The sequence below is a fragment of the Limnospira sp. genome, from assembly GCF_051859755.1.
Lineage (GTDB): Bacteria > Cyanobacteriota > Cyanobacteriia > Cyanobacteriales > Microcoleaceae > Limnospira > Limnospira fusiformis.
The window spans coordinates 26,908-45,344 of record NZ_JBIMLI010000007.1 but is presented as its reverse complement, the minus strand read 5'-3'; the positions used below and the strand labels follow the sequence as shown (position 1 = coordinate 45,344).

Genomic DNA, 18,437 nt, shown 5'->3' with positions numbered 1-18,437 from the left:
GTAGTATGATTATAAGATTTTCTCGAAAATTAGCGACCCGATAAATTTACCTGGTCTACTGCCATTGTACCTGACAGCTATTTAAATTTGTTATCTATCTTCCGACAGAGAATCCACTCCCTCTATTTCCTGCTGCAAATTATCGTAGGTTTGACTCAGCCATTTTACCTCCGATTCTAACACAAAATTCTCCCTTTTCCAGATATCTAATTGATAGGAATCAATCGGCACATATTCAACCTCTTTATGATTCAGATATTTCATCCTTTCCTCACAAGCTCTGAGGCGATATTCTAGCAACAACAGGCGGTTTTGTAGATTTAAGTCACTAAAAAAGAAATACTTAATTAGAAACCTAGAACGGCTTTTAACCCAGCTCTCTTGTGGCTGTTCTAGCATTTTGTATAACCATCGCTCACGTCCGGCCGCGGTAATACCATAAACCTTCCGACTCGAACCCGCGTCCCCTGCCTCTTCTAGGATAACTTGAATATATCCCCGTTCTTCCAAACGTTTCAGCAAGGGATAAATTGCACCATAGTTAACACTGATACAACTTCCCATAAACAGCTCTAGGCGCTGCTTCAGTCGATAGCCGTGTAAAGGTTCGCGCTGTAGTAGCCCTAATGCAGATAGTTCCAACATTATATCAAATTGATACTTGTGTTGACAATATAGCCAATTTTCGCCTACCAGTCAAGAAATAGGCTAAAAAAGTTGGCGATCGCCTTTAGTCTCAGGTTTTCTCTCCCCCTCTGTATGGCAGATCCACCCATACCAACCACCAAAAAACAGTATCAATCATCTCATAAAAAGGTGCTGACCTCCCAGCCTGGTGGATAAACTCAAGGTTTTATGGAACCCATAACCAAACCCCAGGATTTAATCGAGGTTTAAGTTTTATCAGTTGAGGGTTGACAGTCTAAGGTTTAAGGGTTGAGGATTAAAGATTAATCGTTGACCGCTAAACTTTAAGCCAGATAACCGAGATGGTATGCTTCGCCAAGAAGATCCATCTCTGAGCCATAAATTTAGAGTTTTTCGAGAGACCAGCACCTAATTATTGATGCTCGATAATAAATAGGCTAATCAGGAATGTTAATCAAAGTGCGGGCGTTGCTAATAGAAAGCACCCGGTCTACAGTGGATTTAAACTCCTCCACAAACTCTTGGCGGCGATCGCATTCCCAAGTCAAATTGGTAGGGTCAAGTATTTCTACTCCCTCCCGCCCCAAAAAACTATCAGCCAGGGATTGATACTTTTCCGAAGCCGCATTTTTGCCTAATACTTCCATCGCCAATTTATCCAGTCTTTCCTTTACCCGCGCCTGCGCTATGTCAAAATCTTTGCGCGCCGAAGTATAAGCCGATTGCATCGTATTCAGAACTGACTCATAATAGGCGATAAAGTTTTTCATCTCGATCGCTTCAGCCACAGTCATTTCTTCCCCCGCTACCGATACCATGGTCACCGCATTAGACAAAACCACTGCCCTTTTAATTGTACGCCGACGGGCAATTAAAGCATCCACTTTTTGCACCGCCGCCCGTGCTTTAGTGTTATACTCATCCCGGTTTCTGTAGCCCACAGGAGTTTTTCCCACTTCTACCACAGTGATTAATGTATTACCTTCTAAAGCCGTTCTAGCTGATTCTATGCGCTTACCCAGTAGCGTTAATTCTGCCAAAGCATCTGTTACCGTCATTTCAGCCATTGAACTCACCTCTGTAAAGATTGTCGCCCCTTACCAGATAGACAGAATCCCGAATTAACAGCCCCATAAAAATTAGTAGCTAACCCATTATATACCAACATCGCAGTAAATTAACTCATGAATCTTAATGATATTATTGATGCGATCGCCATTCAGCGTAAATTGCTGTCACCTCAGCAAGCAATCCTAGTCGCCATTTCGGGAATTGATGCTTCTGGAAAAGGCTATATCGCCGCCCAAATTGTCAAAATACTTAGCCAGGGAAATCTGCGGGTAGCCAGCATCAATGTTGATGGGTGGCTTCATCTACCCCACCAAAGATTTAGCCAGACTAACCCCGCCGCCCACTTCTATCAATATGCGATTCGCTTCGACCAGTTATTTAGCCAATTAATCTTTCCCCTGCGCCAACTGCGATCAGTGTCTATTGACGTTGATTATACTCAAGAAACCGCCACAGAATATCAAAAGCATAGATATAAATTCGACAATATTGATATAATCGTCTTGGAAGGAATCTTTTTGTTAAAACAAGAGTTCCAGTCATACTATGACCTTTCTTTTTGGGTTGAATGTACTTGGGAAACCGCATTAGAACGAGCTATTGTGCGATCGCAAGAGGGTTTATCTCAACAAGAAACAGTTCAAGCATATCAGGCCATCTACTTTCCCGCCCAAAAAATTCACTGGGAACGAGATCAACCTAGACAAGCAGCCACAGCAAGTATTAATAACGATTTTCGACTAGCATCGCCGGGACTCAAGCCAGACCCTAGCCCTTGAGTTCATCTATTTAGCCTGAATCTCAAATATTTTAACTTGCTGATATTTCCAGAGCCTATATATCTCCAACATCCCTATATAGGCAAGTTTATGATATATATTACCCAAGTCCAGAGCCCAACAGCAACCTTTTGAACTATGGGCTTGTGATGAACCAACCTGAAAGCCTTTTATTTCCCTGTTAATGTTTTATACACCACTGATTAATGATTGAATCTAAACGACAAACCATCAAACTACAATGGCGCATATTGATAGGATATGCTATACCCATTTTACTCTCTTTTGGAGTAGTATCAGTAATCTACTACAAAGCTACCAACGTCGTCGAACTCACCGCCGCAGTCGAGACCACTCAACTGCAAATGGAAGGAGTTGATCAAATAATTGTTGGCATTTCTAAAATGTTGCGAAATGTGCGAATGAGCCTTTTATTTCCCCAGTCAGAAGACTACGAAACTCTCTATCAAGAAGGCTTTGAGCAGTTCACCACTAATTATGAAAATTTGATGAGGCAGATTGATGATCCCAGTTTGAGGGATGAATTAACCAGAATTAGACGAGCTGGTAATGAGATTGATCGCATTTCCAGAAACGTATTTGATCTGATTGAGAACAATCAATTACCCCAAGCCCAGGCACAAGCCCAAGCCCTCAGTGTCAGTGAGTTAGCAGCTACAGGAGAAAATCTTGACCAGCAAAAGCAACAGCTTCTCAATGCTAAATATAGAGAGTTGGAAAATGCCATGAATACTCTCACTATGATCGCTGCATTGGGAATGTTCATAGCTGCGACTTTAGCTATTATTTTGGCTCTGGTAATTTCCTCCCGCATTAGCCGGACTATTAATGATAGTATTAGTATAATTGCCAGTTCTTCTAATCAGATTGCTAGTACCACAGAACAACAAGAACGCAACGCCAGCCAACAGGCCGGAGCAATTAATCAAACTACTGCTACAATGGATGAGTTAGGGGAAGCAGCCCGGTCAATGGCAGAACAGGCAGAATCCTCCGCTGAAAGCGCCCGTAAAGTCTTGGGTCTCGCTCAATCTTCCATCGAAAGCGCCCAGCAAGTCCTCACTCTCGGTCAGTTTTCTTCTGAAAGCGCCCAGCAAGTGTTAAAACTTGCTCAGTCCGAAACGGAGGCGGTACAGCAAACCCTAGAGAAAATGTTAAATCTCAAGGAAAAAGTAGAGGCTATTGCTGATCAAATTGTTCGACTCAGCCAGCAAACTGAACAAATTGGCATGATTACTAATATGGCTGCTGATTTGGCTAACCAGACTAATATGTTAGCATTGAATGCGGCTGTAGAGGCTGCCCGTGCTGGCGCTCATGGTAAAGGTTTTGCAGTGGTAGCCACGGAAATCCGCAAATTGGCAGACCAGAGTAAACAGTCAGCCGAAAAAATTACCGTTTTAGTTAATAATATTCAAAGGGCGATCGATAGTACCGTATTAGTCACTAATGAAGGTAGCAAGACTACAGAACAAACTATCGAACTTTCCCAGGGGACTGTTAATGCCTTTGAAAAAGTTACCGAAGCCATTAACCCCGTTTTAAAAGCCTCTACAGATGTCAGTGATGCCATTAATCATGTGATTATTAGCAACCAGGAAGCCACCCTAGAGGCTGTTAATGAAGTGGTTTTAAATTCCCAACAAATCTCTCTGAGTTCCCAACAACAAGCCCAAGCAATTCACCAAGTCTTCCAGGCTATGAATAGTCTTAATCAAAGTGCCGCTGAGACTGCTAACGGCTTGCGAGAAACTAAAATCGGTATTCAACGACTTAATCAAGTTGCCCAAAATCTCAAGTCGGAAACCTAGAAATCAACCTCAACCAGGGGGCCACTGCATGGCCCGACCTCCCAAAATATGAATGTGAAGATGATCTACAGTTTGTCCACCATCAGAACCATTATTAATGACTACACGATAACCATTAGTTAACCCAGCTTCCTGGGCTACTTGTTTCACCTTCAGCAGTAAATGTCCCATCAGCCCATGGTCATCGGGGCTGGCTTCCTCTAATTTAGGAATTGGTTTTTTGGGAATTACCAAAATGTGAACGGGTGCTTGGGGTGCAACGTCTCGGAAGGCTAACACTAGGTCATCTTCATAGACGATATCCGCTCGAATTTCCCGCCGGATGATTTTCGTAAAAATTGTTTCTGAATTGCTCATAATTTGGTCCCCAAACTGTCGTATTATACAATGATACCCCCGAATTGACAAGGGCAAATTAGCTCTGAACTCTTAAAAAAAGTTTAATTTTGGGCACTATAATTAATACACCTAAATTGCTATTGAATTCCTCAGCCAGGAAAGGGGCTGCTCAACTCCTGATCCGAGCCAGCTTTGGCCAGAAAACCAGACTATTAAATTCTACTTTGTCCTACTTAATCCTACTTTGTCCTACTTAATCCTACCTAATGTAGGCATCCAAGCATATATAAGGACAAAAACTGGATACTAAATCCTACTTTTTACTATTTACAAATACTGTATTTTGAGTTATTAATAGTATAAGAAAAAAAAGAGGTTAGTCAGCAAATAGCTCTGTATTCGTTGAAAGTTAAATCCGAAAATCCGTCGTAGGTGGTGATTGAAAATTACTGCTAGAAAGAAAAATAACACCTGCGACTGTCCACTAGATTTCCCGATTAACAACTGTATAGATAGTACGTGCAACCCAGATGGCTGTAATTATTTTGTGTCAAGATTTCTCATTTTCCGGTCATGTATAGTCTGCCAATTATGTATGTAGTTTGGAGTTGTGGATAGCGCCCCATCTGTGAACTGTGTTGGTCAAGGTAAATTACCCACAGATTTGGCGGTGTTTATCGGGGAATATGCTGGTTGCTAATTTGTGAGACTGCCTCAAGCCTAAAGAACTGAACAAGAGGAAACTTAAAGATATGGTTTCAACTGTAGAAAGACCCACTAAACTGACATCACCTACAGACAACAGTAGTGGTAGTATAACTCCCGAATGGAAAGGATTTAAACAGGGTAAATGGACAAAAGAAGTAAATGTTCGTGATTTTATCCAAAAAAACTACAGTCTTTATGAAGGAGATAGCGGGTTTTTAGCTAATGCTACAGAACGCACCAATAACCTCTGGGATCAGGTAAAGGAACTGATGGCAGAGGAACGCAAACAGGGCATTTTAGACGCAGAAACTAAAATTCCTTCTGGGATTACTGCTTATGGTGCGGGCTATATAGATCGCAGTTTAGAGCAAATCGTGGGTTTGCAAACTGACAAACCTCTGAAACGAGCGATTATGCCTTATGGTGGTATTCGGGTAGTGAAAAAATCCCTAGAAGCCTACGGCTATGAACTGGACCCAGAAACAGAAAAAATCTTTACTCAGTATCGCAAAACCCACAATGATGGCGTTTTTGATGCTTACACGCCAGAAATTCTCCTAGCGCGCCATTCTGGACTGGTGACGGGATTACCAGATGCTTATGGTCGCGGTCGCATTATTGGTGACTATCGGCGGGTGGCGCTGTATGGAGTCGATCGCCTAATTTTAGACAAGAAGGAGCAACAAGCGTCTCTGGAATTAGACGCAATGGACTCAGAAACCATCTCGCGGCGCGAAGAAATCTGCGAAGAAATCCGATCGCTCCAAGAACTCAAAGAAATGGCAGCATCATACGGGTTAAACATTGGACGACCCGCCGCCACCGCCCAAGAAGCGGTACAGTGGACTTATTTTGGCTATTTAGCAGCAGTCAAAGAACAAAATGGCGCGGCTATGTCTTTGGGACGGGTATCTAATTTCTTAGATATCTACTTCGAGCGAGATTTGCAAAATGGCACTCTCACGGAAAGTGGCGCTCAGGAAATTATCGACCATTTCGTGATGAAATTACGGATGGTGCGGTTCCTGCGGGCTCCTGAATACAACCAACTATTTTCTGGTGATCCTACCTGGGTGACAGAATGTATTGGCGGTATGGGTGAAGATGGTCGCCCCTTAGTCACAAAAAACAGTTTCCGGTTCTTACACACACTCTACACATTGGGTGCTGCTCCTGAACCCAACCTGACTATTTTATGGTCGGAACGTCTCCCAGAGAACTTTAAGCGCTACTGTGCGAAAGTCTCCATTGAAACCTGTTCTACCCAGTATGAAAATGACGATTTGATGCGGGCAGAATATGGGGATGATTATGGCATTGCTTGCTGTGTTAGCGCCATGAAAATCGGTAAGCAAATGCAGTTTTTCGGCGCACGGGCGAATTTAGCCAAGGCGCTGCTGTATGCGATTAATGGCGGTAAAGACGAGACCACAGGCGAGCAAATCGGCCCCTCATGGCTTCCAGTTCAGGGCGATTATCTGGAATATGATGATGTGGCAGAAAAATTCGATCGCTGTTTAGAATGGTTGTCTCGTTTGTATGTCAACACCCTGAACATTATTCACTTCATGCACGATAAATACGCCTACGAGCGGATTGAATTGGCACTGCATGATCGTGATGTATATCGGACGATGGCTTGTGGTATGGCGGGTCTGTCTGTGGTGGCTGATGCTTTCTCTGCTATTAAATATTCTCGGGTCAAAGTTATCCGCAATGACCAAGGTTTGGTAGTGGATTATGAAATCGAAGGGGATTATCCCAAATTCGGTAATAATGATGATCGCGTTGATGATATTGCTGCCAATTTGGTTAAGCAATTCATGAACAAAATCCGTCAGCACAAAACCTACCGCAACTCAGTTCCTACCCAGTCAATTCTCACCATTACTTCTAATGTGGTTTATGGTAAGAAAACTGGTAATACTCCAGACGGTCGGAAAGCTGGCGAACCTTTTGCACCGGGTGCTAATCCTATGCACGCACGGGATACACAAGGAGCGATCGCCGCTTTGGCTTCCGTCGCGAAACTCCCCTATGAGCATTCTCAAGACGGGATTTCTTACACCTTTTCCATTGTGCCACAAGCATTAGGAAAACAGGAAAGCGATCGCATCAGCAACCTCGTGGGAATGTTAGATGGTTACTTCGCCGACGACGGTCATCATATTAACGTCAACGTCCTGAACCGGGAAACCTTGGTCGAAGCCATGGAACATCCCGAAAAATATCCACAACTGACCATTCGTGTATCCGGTTACGCCGTCAACTTTATCAAGCTGACCCGCGAACAACAATTAGATGTGATTAATCGTACTTTCCATAGTCGCATCTAGGGATTTATACACCGGGTTAATCAGCAGTAAAATGTGATTAACTCGGTTGCTGTCCATCATTAGTTAGTCTGTAATAACCCGGTTTTAATCAATCCGGGTTTCTGTTGTCTCTCATCGCAATTATGTCTGATTCTCAAAGTCAAATATTCGGTCAAATTCATTCCTATGAAAGTTGCGGCACCGTAGACGGTCCAGGAATTAGATTTGTGGTGTTTACCCAAGGTTGTCCTCTGCGCTGTCTTTATTGTCATAACCCCGACTGTCAAGAAGTAGCAGGCGGTCAACAAGTCAGCGTCGAAGAAATCATCCAACAAGTAGTCAAATATCGCTCCTATATGCGGTTTTCTAATGGCGGTATTACCGTCACTGGCGGCGAACCTTTAATGCAGCCAGAATTCGTCGCTGAAATCTTCCGCCGCTGTCGGGAATTGGGGATTCATACAGCCTTAGATACCTCTGGTTATATCCCCCTGAATGTAGCTAAACCAGTGCTAGATTATACCGATTTAGTGCTTTTAGATATCAAATCTTATCACAGCGAAACCTATCGGAAAGTCACCTGTGTTTCCGTAGAACCAACCCTGAATTTTGCCAAGTATTTACATGAGATTAATAAACCGACATGGGTGCGGTTTGTGTTAGTACCAAATTTAACTAATGACATCAATAATATGGAAGCATTAGCTAAGTTTGTGTCCGGCTTCACCAATGTAGAAAAAGTCGAGATTTTGCCCTTTCATAAAATGGGTGAATATAAATGGGAGGAAATCGGCTACGAATATAAACTTAAAGATACTCCCGAACCCACCCCAGAACAAGTCAGCACAGCTATAAACATCTTTGAAAAGTATGGTTTGGCGGTGGTAGCTTAACACTTACTACCAGCGTTAATCTGACTTAATTTTAAAGCGATCGCTCCTCATTCACCCCCCAAATCAGTCACCCTTTTTTCCCGATTAGAGAAACTTTGAGTAATTTGATAGAGCAGAAATAAAGATACAATAATCCCCACAAACTCCGCCGCCATAGCATTAAGAGCAGCCTGTAGTGTAATCATATCCATAGGTACAATAATCGGACCGCTGCGACTTAAAATAGTCGCTCCCTCACTCGGATTATAAATCGTGGCGGCTCCCGGTGGCACAGACAGCATTCTAAATAATAGAGCCCCCACCTTCCACATTGCCACGACCATAGCACAAATCATACCCGCTATATTAGTTCCTAACCCAATCCAAAGAGAGCGAGTTACACTAGCCTTACTCGGACGACGGTCTGGGTCAGTCAGTTGATCACCAATTCGGGTATAGTGAAAACACCAGTAAATGGTAAACCCTAGAGCCAACAAACAGCCATAAGCCAGAACTAAACCCACAAATGATTGTCCGAGTCTATTTCTGGCGGGACTGAGAAATAACGCAAACAACAACAGAAAAATGGGTACAACCCCAAAAAAAACCTGCAAACATAAGCCGATCAACCCTCCCTTTTGAAAAGCCAAGGCAATTTGATTAATATGGGACGGAGATGATTGGAAATTAACTTGCTCAGACATTGCCCATAAATTCCTAGTGAATCACAGTATTCTAGCGGTTCGATTAAATGGAGGCAACATGAATTTTTTCGATAAACTAATTAGCAGCATTGAGCGCAACCAAAGTTTGCTCTATGTGAACCTTGACCCCGACCCGGAAGTATATCCGCCTAACTTTGAGAATGAGCAGGGCCTAGGGTTGGTCGATGATGGTAAACTCGTGGAGGAGTGGTATCGATGGTTAAAGGCGATCGTAGAGCAAACCGCCAACTTAGTTTGTGCCTATAAACTAACTTTAAATACCTATTTAGGACTTGGCTTGTCCGGGTGGCATCTTTTACAGCAGATTTTAGACCATATCCCCTCTACAATACCCGTCATTCTCGATGCTAAACACGCTGATCTCAATAGCGCCAGCCTGTTTGCGCGCATGATTTTTACAGAATGGGGGGTTGATGCTTGCACCGTATCCCCCTACACCGGACAGGATTTGGTCACACCCTTTCTGGTCTATCCTAATAAAGCAGTATTTGTCCTGTGTGCGACTGCTAACCCGTCCGCTAACCTACTCCAAGAATATCCTAACCCGGGACATCCTCTTTACTTGGAATTGGTGCGAGCTACCCAAACCTGGGGAACTCCAGAACAGGTCGGGTTAGAGGTCGGGGTCATGGCGGATATGTTAGCACGAATTCGTCGCCAAGCTCCAGAGCGTTTGATTTTGGTTCAGGGAAATAGTGCTGAGGAAAACGATCTAACCGAACAAGATGATCTGATCCAAATTCTGGCCGCGGGTTTGGGTGCTGACGGTGCGGGTCTATTGCTACCTCTACCACCACGTTTATTGCAACGGGGAACTGTCACAGAGGCGGTGCGGTCTTTGCGAGATGCTATCAATGACGAACGCCTGCGGGTTATGCAAGGTAGTCCTAGCTGTGACCTGTGGCTTCCTGATGTCTGTTTCTTGGAAAATGAACCCCACCGCGACCTGATTCTGCAACTTTATGATATTGGTTGCATTATGTTTGGCGACCATGTGCAATCATCAGGAGAGGTTCTCCCCTATTATATTGACTTGCGCCGGATTATTTCCATGCCCCAGATTTTTCATCAGATTGTGGGAGCATACGCAGAAATTCTCCAAAATCTTAATTTCGATCGCATTGCGGGTATTCCCTATGGGTCTCTACCTACAGCCACTGGTTTATCTCTCCGTTTAGGACGACCTATGGTGTTTCCACGAAAGGAAGTCAAAACCTATGGCGCTAAAAGGGCGATCGAAGGGCATTTTCAGTCAGGGGAACTCGTTGTCGTTGTCGATGATATCCTCATTACTGGCAATAGTGTCATGAAAGGAGCCGCCACATTACAAGCCGCAGGACTAAGGGTTGAGGATATTGTGGTATTTATCGATCATGGTCGCCAGGTCATGGAAAGGTTGACAGAAAATGGCTATCGTGGTCATGCGGTATTAAGTCTCGATGAAATTTCCCAAACCTTATACCAGGCTAACCACATTTCATCTCAACAATTTAAACTGTTCCAACAGCACATCTAGTTGACTATTATAGTCATTTATTCCCTCCATTGGGCTATATTGACATGACTTATCAATAAACTTAATGCGATCGGTTATGATATAATAGCACTTTTTTTCTACCAACCAAGAATCTATTAATACCTATTAACCAGCCTCTGACCTCCGGTTTATGGCCGTATTGCCGTTTGTTTATTAACAAAAATTCTTGTTTAACTCCCCACCTAGTGATATAGTATATCTGGAATTAGATGCAACTAATTCTTAATAACTGTCCCTAACAAAAACTATATGAGGGTAACAAATGTTCAAACGTAGACATTTTTTAGCGGGGATGCTCACCCTAGCCTTAGTTCTGGGTATAGCCCAAGTTAGCCAGTCTCAGAATCAGACTTTAACTATTTACTCTGGGCGACAAGAGGCTCTGATTGGTCCATTAATCAAACGAGCCGAACAGGAGCTAGGTCTTAATATTAGAGTCCGCTATGGTGACACTGCCGAATTAGCGATCGCTATTATTGAAGAAGGACGCAATAGCCCTGCTGACATATTTTTTGCCCAAGATGCTGGAGCCTTGGGAGCCTTACAAAAAGCCGGTCGAACTCGCGCCATTCCCGCACAAATCATCAGCAGAGTAGATTCTCGTTTCCGTTCCCCTAACAACCACTGGGTAGGGATTACAGGTAGAGCGCGGGTACTAGCCTACAACACCAGGCAGGTCAACCGCAACGAACTACCCAACTCCATCTCCGAACTCACCCAACCCAAATGGCGGGGGAGAGTTGGCTGGGCTCCCACCAACGGTTCTTTTCAGTCCTTCGTTACCGCCATGCGCCTAGTAGAAGGTGATGCTAAAACCATGCAATGGCTCCAAGCCATGAGAAATAATGGGGTTGTAGTTTACCGGAACAATACGACCATTGTTGAAGCCGTAGGTCGAGGAGAAGTAGATATTGGGTTAGTCAATAACTACTACCTATATCGCTTCTTAGCAGATGATCCTAACTTCCCCGTCGCTCACCACTACACCCGTGGCGACGCAGGATCATTAATTAACATAGCCGGAGTAGCTATTCTCGACACAGCCAGAAACGCCCAAGATGCACAGCGATTTATCCAGTTTTTACTCACCAATAACGCCCAAAACTTCTTCGCTCGAGAAACAAAAGAATATCCCCTAGTCGAAGGAATACCAGCCCCAGAGCGACAGTTATCTATTGAGCAAATCAATCCCCCAAGAATTGACTTAGCCAATCTAGCTGACTTACAGGGGACCATGGTACTGCTACAACGGGCGGGCGTGTTATAGAACTAGACTTTAGGGTGCGAACATATTGGCGATTGACGCACCCTAGCTGTTGATGATGAGAGGGCGATTAAACGCTAGTTTCGTGATATTTTCGTAAATATGTTGGTAAGTATAATGATCATTATTGCACTTCAGGTCAACTATAGCAACCAATTTGTAGAGCCGGATTCTGAATCATAACAACTCAAACTGGTAAGCTGACATAATCTTGATAGGGTTCTCACCTGTTCCCGATGGATAGGGGTAAACCACTGTAAGTCAATCACCATAACTTCTAGTGTCAATGTAACCGGGTCAAGACAAATTCCCGCCGCCCGTGTTTCGTCAATTTGGGTAGTCCAATATTCGATACCATCGATTTGGTCGGCTCTACCCTGACGAACTAATTCTAACAAAAGCTGTTCTTTGGGATTCGCCCAATTAGCATCCACCATGGACAAAGCGCGATCGATGCGACTTTCCAGAGTTTCAGGTTCCCAATTCTGAGTTTGGGCTAGATGGTAAATCTGTCTAAGTTCTATATTCCCGAATTTGGTGGACAGAGGCAGTTCTGCGAGTGAGCCATCTGGGTTGATATAAGTTTTGGTAGATGTAGTCATCACAATCATATTTCTCTCCAGGACAAGTAAGCGGCCAACCTTTTAGTATCTTCATCATCCCAAAGGTTTCCGAAAATCTCAGTGATTTCTCGGATCGATTCTCGTGATGTTCATAGGGTTTCTAGGTGAGACTACGCAAATTAACTGATGACCCAATCAACTAAGTTGTAGTGATGGTGATCACTTTTCGGAGCCAGTTGGGGTGATCTTAGCGACTGATGGACAACCGTAGGTAATTAATCCCGGCTTTCACTGCTTCATAGCCAAACAGTAAAATTAAACCGGAAAGGACTGCTCCCATGAGACAAACTACTAATCCCCCCAAGGTAATCGCCCCATCATCATCCAACAGCCCAAATCCGGTAATAAAAATCCCGATCGCTGGTAGTGTATTAGTTAAGGGAATAGGCAGCATCATGGAGACTGCCATAATTGCGATCGCACAACCAATCACAACCTTTCCCACCGGATGAGTACAAATAAAACTCAAGCGGGGACGGCAAACCACCTCAATTTTCTGTAACCAAGGAATCCCCACTTTTAAAATTCCCTGTACCTTTTCCAAAGGCAATTCACGGTTCAGCCATGAATCCGGAAACCAAGGCGTTTGTGAACCCGCCACCAATTGAATAGCTAACAAAAATAATAAAATCCCAAAGGGAACCGAATAGCCAGGAGCCGGAATGGGAAGGGCGGAAGGCAGCGCCAGCACCACAAACAAAAACCCAAAAATCCGCTCTCCTGCCAGAGTAATAATATCACCCAGCGTTACCTGAGAGGAACGGGACTCTTCCCAAAAATAGCGCTGAAGTTCAACAGAAAGTTTTGCCACAAGCCACAGCTAAAGATAAAAAAACTAACCGGAATCAATCAACCAGAATATATTTAGGCAACCGTCTCCGGTTGCCTTGACAGATATTGCCTAAATCCAACCCCAAGAAAAACTGGAGAGATTAGTCAGTGCCAACAGTCCAGGAATTCATATACTCAATCTGTTCTGATGTCAAGGTATCAATAGCAATACCCATGGCTTTCAATTTCAGACGAGCAATTTCCTGATCCACGTCTTGGGGGATAGAGTGCAGACCGGGTTCGAGTTTGCCTTTATTTTTGACCAGATATTCACAAGCCATGGCTTGGTTAGCAAAACTCATATCCATAACGGCACTAGGATGACCTTCAGCAGCAGCCAAATTGATCAAACGTCCTTCACCCAAAACCACAACAGATTTACCGTTTTTGAGCTTATATTGTTGGGTAAAATTACGAACTTCCTTGATTTCGGTAGAACGTTCTGCGAGATCTTTCAGGTCAATTTCAATATCGAAGTGACCAGAGTTGCAAACCATAGCGCCGTCTTTCATCACATCGAAATGTTCCCCACGAATAACGTGCTTATTACCAGTGACAGTAATAAACAAATCTCCCAGAGAGGCAGCTTGTTCCATAGGCATCACGCGGAAACCATCCATGACGGCTTCAATAGCCCGGACTGGATCAACTTCGGTAACAATGACATTAGCACCCAATCCACGAGCGCGCAAGGCGGAGCCTTTACCACACCAACCATAACCGACAACGACGACATTTTTACCGGCGAGCAGAACATTAGTAGCGCGGATAATACCATCAAGGGTAGATTGACCAGTTCCGTAGCGGTTATCAAAAAAGTGCTTAGTATCTGCGTCGTTAACGTTCATAGCTGGGAAAGTCAGTTTCCCATCATTAAACATAGCCCGCAGACGGACAATTCCGGTAGTGGTTTCTTCGGTAGTGCCAATAATTTCAGGTATTTGATGCTGACGGTTTTTAACGAGGGTAGCGGTAACATCACTACCATCATCAATAATAATATTGGGGCGGTGATCAAGGGCAATCTCGACGTGGCGCAGATAGGTGGCTGTATCTTCCCCTTTCATGGCGAAAACGGGGATGCCATAATCAACCACCAAACTAGCGGCTACATCGTCTTGGGTTGACAGGGGGTTACTAGCAATAAGTATAGCATCCGCGCCCCCAGCTTTGAGAGCGATCGCCAAATGTGCTGTTTCTGTGGTGACGTGACAGCAAGCAATTAAACGAATACCATCAAAGGGCTTTTCTTGGGCAAAACGTTCTTGAATTTGGCGCAAAACTGGCATTTCACGCCCCGCCCATTCAATCCGTTGTTTGCCTTTTGGGGCAAGTGTTGGGTCTTTAATTTCATATTTGGCTTGGACGGTTGTTGAACTCATGCAGTTATTTCCTTTATAAATCGCGTTTTGGCTGCCAAGTGTTTGGCAAATTATCGAGGCACCCAACTTATGGACGACTGGCCTTTACGATTCTAGCACCATTAACCGCAAGATATTATATATCATCGAGGTAATTCGGGCTGATATCGGTAAGCATATCGATAATAGCGGTAATATCTCAGAGCGGCTCTGAGTAGATGAGACTGGGAAGCCACCCCGGCTAGTTCCAGATGGCTAGTATCTCCGGCTAGTTCCAGGTTCCAACCATCATCATCAGCTACCAACTTGACTAGACAGCAAAGAGAGGTTTTGAGTTTCGGCTTTCGCGTAATTAATGCTTGGGTGAGTCCTTTCACTGAGGCTGCATGACCTACCAAAAGGAGATTTTCGGGGTATTGTGTGGTTAAGCGTTGGATAGTGCTGGTCATGCGTTGTTGAGCCATAGACCAGGTTTCGGGATACTGCCAACCTTGGGGCGATTCATAGTTAAGATTGATGCGGGGAAAATCGGCTTTTAGTTCTGATGACGATCGCATTTTCGGCAAATAGGGGAAGCTGTAACCACTTAAAAACTCTCCCAGTCCCGGTTCTAGTTGCACTGGTAAATCCAGAACTTCGGCTACGGCGTGGGCGGTAGCAACGGTTCGCAGAAATGGGGATGCGAAAATGTAGTTAATCTTTTCTCCCCCTAGACGTTGGGCTAGGGCGATCGCTTGCTTTTCCCCTTTGGCTGATAAGGGCGGGTCAAAAGGATTGCTACTGCTACGATACCAATTAGAATCGGCATGGTCTTGGCGATCGCCGTGTCGGGCTATCCACAGGGTTTGATTCATCTTAATGGCAGGTTGTCACGCTTTTCGGGTTCAATCATAACCCGATAGTCATCCCATCACCGACGCTTCGGGCTTTCCTATTACCTAGGTATCGATGAGCGATTATCAATTGTTATCCCCACTGGGAATATCCGTGTCGAGTGTGGGGCGCAACTGAATCAAGCGATCGCCTTGATGACTGCGAGGAATCACCACCAACGCAGGGCGGCGGGTTTCATCCCGTTCCGGTAGGGCTGGGAATATATAATAATCCCCATCCACATCAATCAGCAACCGCCAGACCCGATTCTGGCTGGGGTTATTAATCGCCGCACTCAGCAGTTGCTGGTAGCTGCTTGCGTCACCAATAATGCGGATCTGACTGATCTAGTTCTCTGGGTGTTACCGTTGTTAACATCTTCCATAGATTCCGGCGACAGCCATTTCTGTTGTTTTTGAGTTCTGCTATGTTCCCAGTAATACACGGCAAAAATTCGGGAGTTTGGTAGCTCCGTCTTTTTAAAGCGGGGCGGAAAAACGACTCGGCGGCTTTAGCCGCAATGACTATGATAGAATGGTATCGCCTTCTCTATGACCCAAATGAAAGGGGCTTAACATCCCGTGAGGGCAGACTTGCATCATGCAGAAATGTCGGCAGCAAAGACGTTTCATTGGCGAGAGACAAAAGGTGATTGAATGAAAATAAGTAAAAGGAAGCCTTCGGGCAACCTATAGAGGCGTATTTGACTTCGCCTAGGAGTCCGACTTGTCGGAAGTTCTGAAATCCCTCCGGGGAATCCCCGTCGCTTTAGCGCGGGGAGTAGTCAATTTGATAGGACGAGCCATGACTATGGAACCTTCACCAATCACCCCTTGGTCATCCATGCAGTGGTATAACCCCCCTGCGGCATGGCAGAATCGCGGCGATCGGCTTTGGGTTAAAACCGGGTTGAAAACCGATTTCTGGCGGACAACTCACTACGGTTTTATTCGGGATTCTGGTCACTGTTACTACCGTGAAGTATTGGGCAACTTTCGAGCCCGGGTCTGTTTTTCGGGGCAATACCAGGAACTCTATGATCAAGCTGGATTGATGGTTAGAGTCAGTAAAACCCATTGGCTCAAGTGTGGCATTGAATATGTAGATGGTGTCCAATACGCCAGTGCAGTTGTGACACGGGAGCGATCGGATTGGGCCGTTGCTCCCTTGGCAGGTCAACCCGATCGGGTTTGGTTTGAAGTACGGCGCAGAAATGAAGCCATTGCAGTTCTCTACTCCCTCGATGGTGATAAATTTGTCCTATTACGTCTGACGGATTTTCCCGAAGAACCTACGGCTTGGGTTGGCCCGGTGTGTGCATCCCCAGAACGGGAAGGATTTGAGGTAACTTTTGAGTCTTTCACGGTAGAACTGAGTACAGCACCAGTGGTTGATTAGAACTGAGTTTGTAGGTTGGGTTATGCGATCGCATAACCCAAAAACTCACCAGATTGCACAGCTAGGGGTGTATAAAACTGATGCGTCTATTTACTATTAGTCGGCTGATTATCTTTAGCTTGACTGGGAATATCGGTGTCGAGTGTGGGGCGCAACTGAATTAGGCGATCGCCTTGATGACTGCGAGGAATCACCACCAACCCAGGGCGGCGGGTTTCATCCCGTTCCGGTAGGGCTGGGAATATATAATAATCCCCATCCACATCAATCAGCAACCGCCAGACCCGATTCTGGCTGGGGTTATTAATCGCCGCACTCAGCAGTTGCTGGTAGCTGCTTGCGTCACCAATAATGCGGATACCTTGAGGATTGCGGATATCATCGGGGTTCACCCCCAAGGGAAAACTATCCTCTCGCACAACCACCGTCACCACCGGGAGAGACGAGGTTTCATTCACCGCATCCCGCCACGCATCGGCTTCTCCCTGCCATTGTGCCAGCCAGAAACAGCCGGCCAGCACCCAACAGATAATCAATGTTTCATCCAAAAGCGATCGCACAAATCGCAGGGATTGATACTCCAACAGGTGGAACTCCAGAAACGATTTTAGCAGTTGCAACAGTCCCCGATACAACCGAAATAGCCAGCGTTTCCAGAATGTTTGAGGCGGTTGACTGGCTAAACGATTATTGAGGGAAGCCAATATCCCCCCATGGATGTTCTCGAGTCCAGCTTGGAACCGGAGTGAGGGTTGCCCTTCCAGTAACCACAGACTGCAATAAACCCCCACCACAACCAACGCCGCCGTTATAATGGTATGGAAAATGGCTCGGAAGCTGCCAAAAAACACTTGAAAGGCAGCAATATAAAACGACTCTAGGGGCAAAGGCAGCGTGGTAACTTCCAGTTGGAAAAACGCGAAATACATCCAGCGATAAGTCCACCCCGTGAAGTATAGCACCGCCCCCAACATCACCAGCAAACTGGCAATTCTTCCCAGGGCAAAAGTTTCCGGGGGTAAACGCTGTGAATCACTCATCTCAACCTTATCCCAAAGATGACAACAAACCCTCTCGGGGCTACCTCTTACCGTTTAGCCAGTCGGCCCTCATCCGCCCTCACCCCAGCCCTCTCCCAAAATGGGAGAGGGAGCAAGAGGGGGCTTTGGATTCAAAGTCCATCTCCCAAAATGGGAGAGGGAGCAAGAGGGGGCTTTGGATTCAAAGTCCATCTCCCAAAATGGGAGAGGGAGCAAGAGGG

Annotated in this window: 17 protein-coding genes; 7 read left to right on the top strand and 10 right to left on the bottom strand. The window is 45.1% G+C overall.

Annotation, left to right across the window (positions count from 1 at the left end):
• Positions 1-90: 90 nt before the first annotated feature.
• Complete coding sequence (locus ACTIE0_RS02455) at positions 91-645, bottom strand: PadR family transcriptional regulator (RefSeq protein WP_006668985.1); 555 nt, start codon at positions 643-645, stop codon at positions 91-93.
• 440 nt (positions 646-1,085) lie between these two features.
• Positions 1,086-1,715 (bottom strand): hypothetical protein, encoded by a 630-nt coding sequence (locus tag ACTIE0_RS02450; protein WP_006622702.1) that lies wholly within the window; start codon positions 1,713-1,715, stop codon positions 1,086-1,088.
• A 117-nt stretch (positions 1,716-1,832) separates the two neighbouring features.
• On the opposite strand from ACTIE0_RS02450, the gene ACTIE0_RS02445 reads away from it, so the two are divergent.
• Both ACTIE0_RS02445 and ACTIE0_RS02440 read left to right on the top strand, forming a co-directional pair.
• Positions 1,833-2,498, top strand: coding sequence for a uridine kinase family protein (locus tag ACTIE0_RS02445; RefSeq protein WP_006668986.1), 666 nt, complete (start codon positions 1,833-1,835; stop codon positions 2,496-2,498).
• 206 nt (positions 2,499-2,704) lie between these two features.
• Positions 2,705-4,330 carry a methyl-accepting chemotaxis protein gene (locus ACTIE0_RS02440; RefSeq protein WP_006622700.1) on the top strand — a complete coding sequence of 542 codons (1,626 nt, stop codon included), beginning with the start codon at positions 2,705-2,707 and terminating at the stop codon, positions 4,328-4,330.
• A gap of 9 nt (positions 4,331-4,339) precedes the next feature.
• On the opposite strand, the gene ACTIE0_RS02435 is transcribed toward ACTIE0_RS02440, so the two are convergent.
• The gene (locus ACTIE0_RS02435; RefSeq protein WP_006668987.1) at positions 4,340-4,687 is read right to left on the bottom strand and encodes a histidine triad nucleotide-binding protein; all 348 of its coding nucleotides are present in this window, start codon (positions 4,685-4,687) and stop codon (positions 4,340-4,342) included.
• 734 nt (positions 4,688-5,421) lie between these two features.
• On the opposite strand from ACTIE0_RS02435, the gene pflB reads away from it, so the two are divergent.
• Together pflB and pflA are read left to right on the top strand one after the other, a co-directional pair.
• The gene (pflB, locus tag ACTIE0_RS02430) at positions 5,422-7,713 is read left to right on the top strand and encodes a formate C-acetyltransferase (protein ID WP_006622698.1); all 2,292 of its coding nucleotides are present in this window, start codon (positions 5,422-5,424) and stop codon (positions 7,711-7,713) included.
• Positions 7,714-7,835: 122 nt separating this feature from the next.
• Positions 7,836-8,585, top strand: a complete 750-nt coding sequence (gene pflA, locus ACTIE0_RS02425; RefSeq protein WP_006668988.1) for a pyruvate formate-lyase-activating protein — start codon at positions 7,836-7,838, stop codon at positions 8,583-8,585.
• A gap of 47 nt (positions 8,586-8,632) precedes the next feature.
• Here the strand turns inward: pflA and ACTIE0_RS02420 are convergent, their stop codons facing one another.
• Positions 8,633-9,268, bottom strand: coding sequence for a DUF3611 family protein (locus tag ACTIE0_RS02420; RefSeq protein ID WP_006622696.1), 636 nt, complete (start codon positions 9,266-9,268; stop codon positions 8,633-8,635).
• 58 nt (positions 9,269-9,326) lie between these two features.
• On the opposite strand from ACTIE0_RS02420, the gene ACTIE0_RS02415 reads away from it, so the two are divergent.
• Positions 9,327-10,805 carry a bifunctional orotidine-5'-phosphate decarboxylase/orotate phosphoribosyltransferase gene (locus ACTIE0_RS02415; RefSeq protein ID WP_006668989.1) on the top strand — a complete coding sequence of 493 codons (1,479 nt, stop codon included), beginning with the start codon at positions 9,327-9,329 and terminating at the stop codon, positions 10,803-10,805.
• Positions 10,806-11,088: 283 nt separating this feature from the next.
• A complete protein-coding gene (locus ACTIE0_RS02410) occupies positions 11,089-12,093 on the top strand; it encodes an iron ABC transporter substrate-binding protein (protein WP_006668990.1) in 1,005 nt (334 codons plus the stop codon).
• A 140-nt stretch (positions 12,094-12,233) separates the two neighbouring features.
• Here ACTIE0_RS02410 and ACTIE0_RS02405 read toward each other — a convergent pair whose 3' ends face one another.
• From ACTIE0_RS02405 to ACTIE0_RS02385, 5 genes are all read right to left on the bottom strand, one after another.
• Positions 12,234-12,692: a hypothetical protein gene (locus ACTIE0_RS02405; protein ID WP_228116430.1), complete on the bottom strand. Its 459-nt coding sequence runs from the start codon at positions 12,690-12,692 to the stop codon at positions 12,234-12,236.
• Positions 12,693-12,900: 208 nt separating this feature from the next.
• Positions 12,901-13,524: an exopolysaccharide biosynthesis protein gene (locus tag ACTIE0_RS02400; RefSeq protein ID WP_006622691.1), complete on the bottom strand. Its 624-nt coding sequence runs from the start codon at positions 13,522-13,524 to the stop codon at positions 12,901-12,903.
• Positions 13,525-13,645: 121 nt separating this feature from the next.
• Positions 13,646-14,926, bottom strand: a complete 1,281-nt coding sequence (gene ahcY, locus ACTIE0_RS02395; RefSeq protein WP_006668991.1) for an adenosylhomocysteinase — start codon at positions 14,924-14,926, stop codon at positions 13,646-13,648.
• 122 nt (positions 14,927-15,048) lie between these two features.
• Positions 15,049-15,759, bottom strand: a complete 711-nt coding sequence (locus ACTIE0_RS02390; protein ID WP_006622689.1) for a histidine phosphatase family protein — start codon at positions 15,757-15,759, stop codon at positions 15,049-15,051.
• 105 nt (positions 15,760-15,864) lie between these two features.
• Entirely contained in the window at positions 15,865-16,032 is a 168-nt protein-coding gene (locus tag ACTIE0_RS02385) for a hypothetical protein (protein ID WP_006622688.1), read from the bottom strand.
• 472 nt (positions 16,033-16,504) lie between these two features.
• On the opposite strand from ACTIE0_RS02385, the gene ACTIE0_RS02380 reads away from it, so the two are divergent.
• A complete protein-coding gene (locus ACTIE0_RS02380; protein ID WP_006622687.1) occupies positions 16,505-17,176 on the top strand; it encodes a DUF1349 domain-containing protein in 672 nt (223 codons plus the stop codon).
• Between the two features lie 86 nt (positions 17,177-17,262).
• Here the strand turns inward: ACTIE0_RS02380 and ACTIE0_RS02375 are convergent, their stop codons facing one another.
• Positions 17,263-18,216: a hypothetical protein gene (locus ACTIE0_RS02375; RefSeq protein ID WP_006668992.1), complete on the bottom strand. Its 954-nt coding sequence runs from the start codon at positions 18,214-18,216 to the stop codon at positions 17,263-17,265.
• Positions 18,217-18,437: the final 221 nt, after the last annotated feature.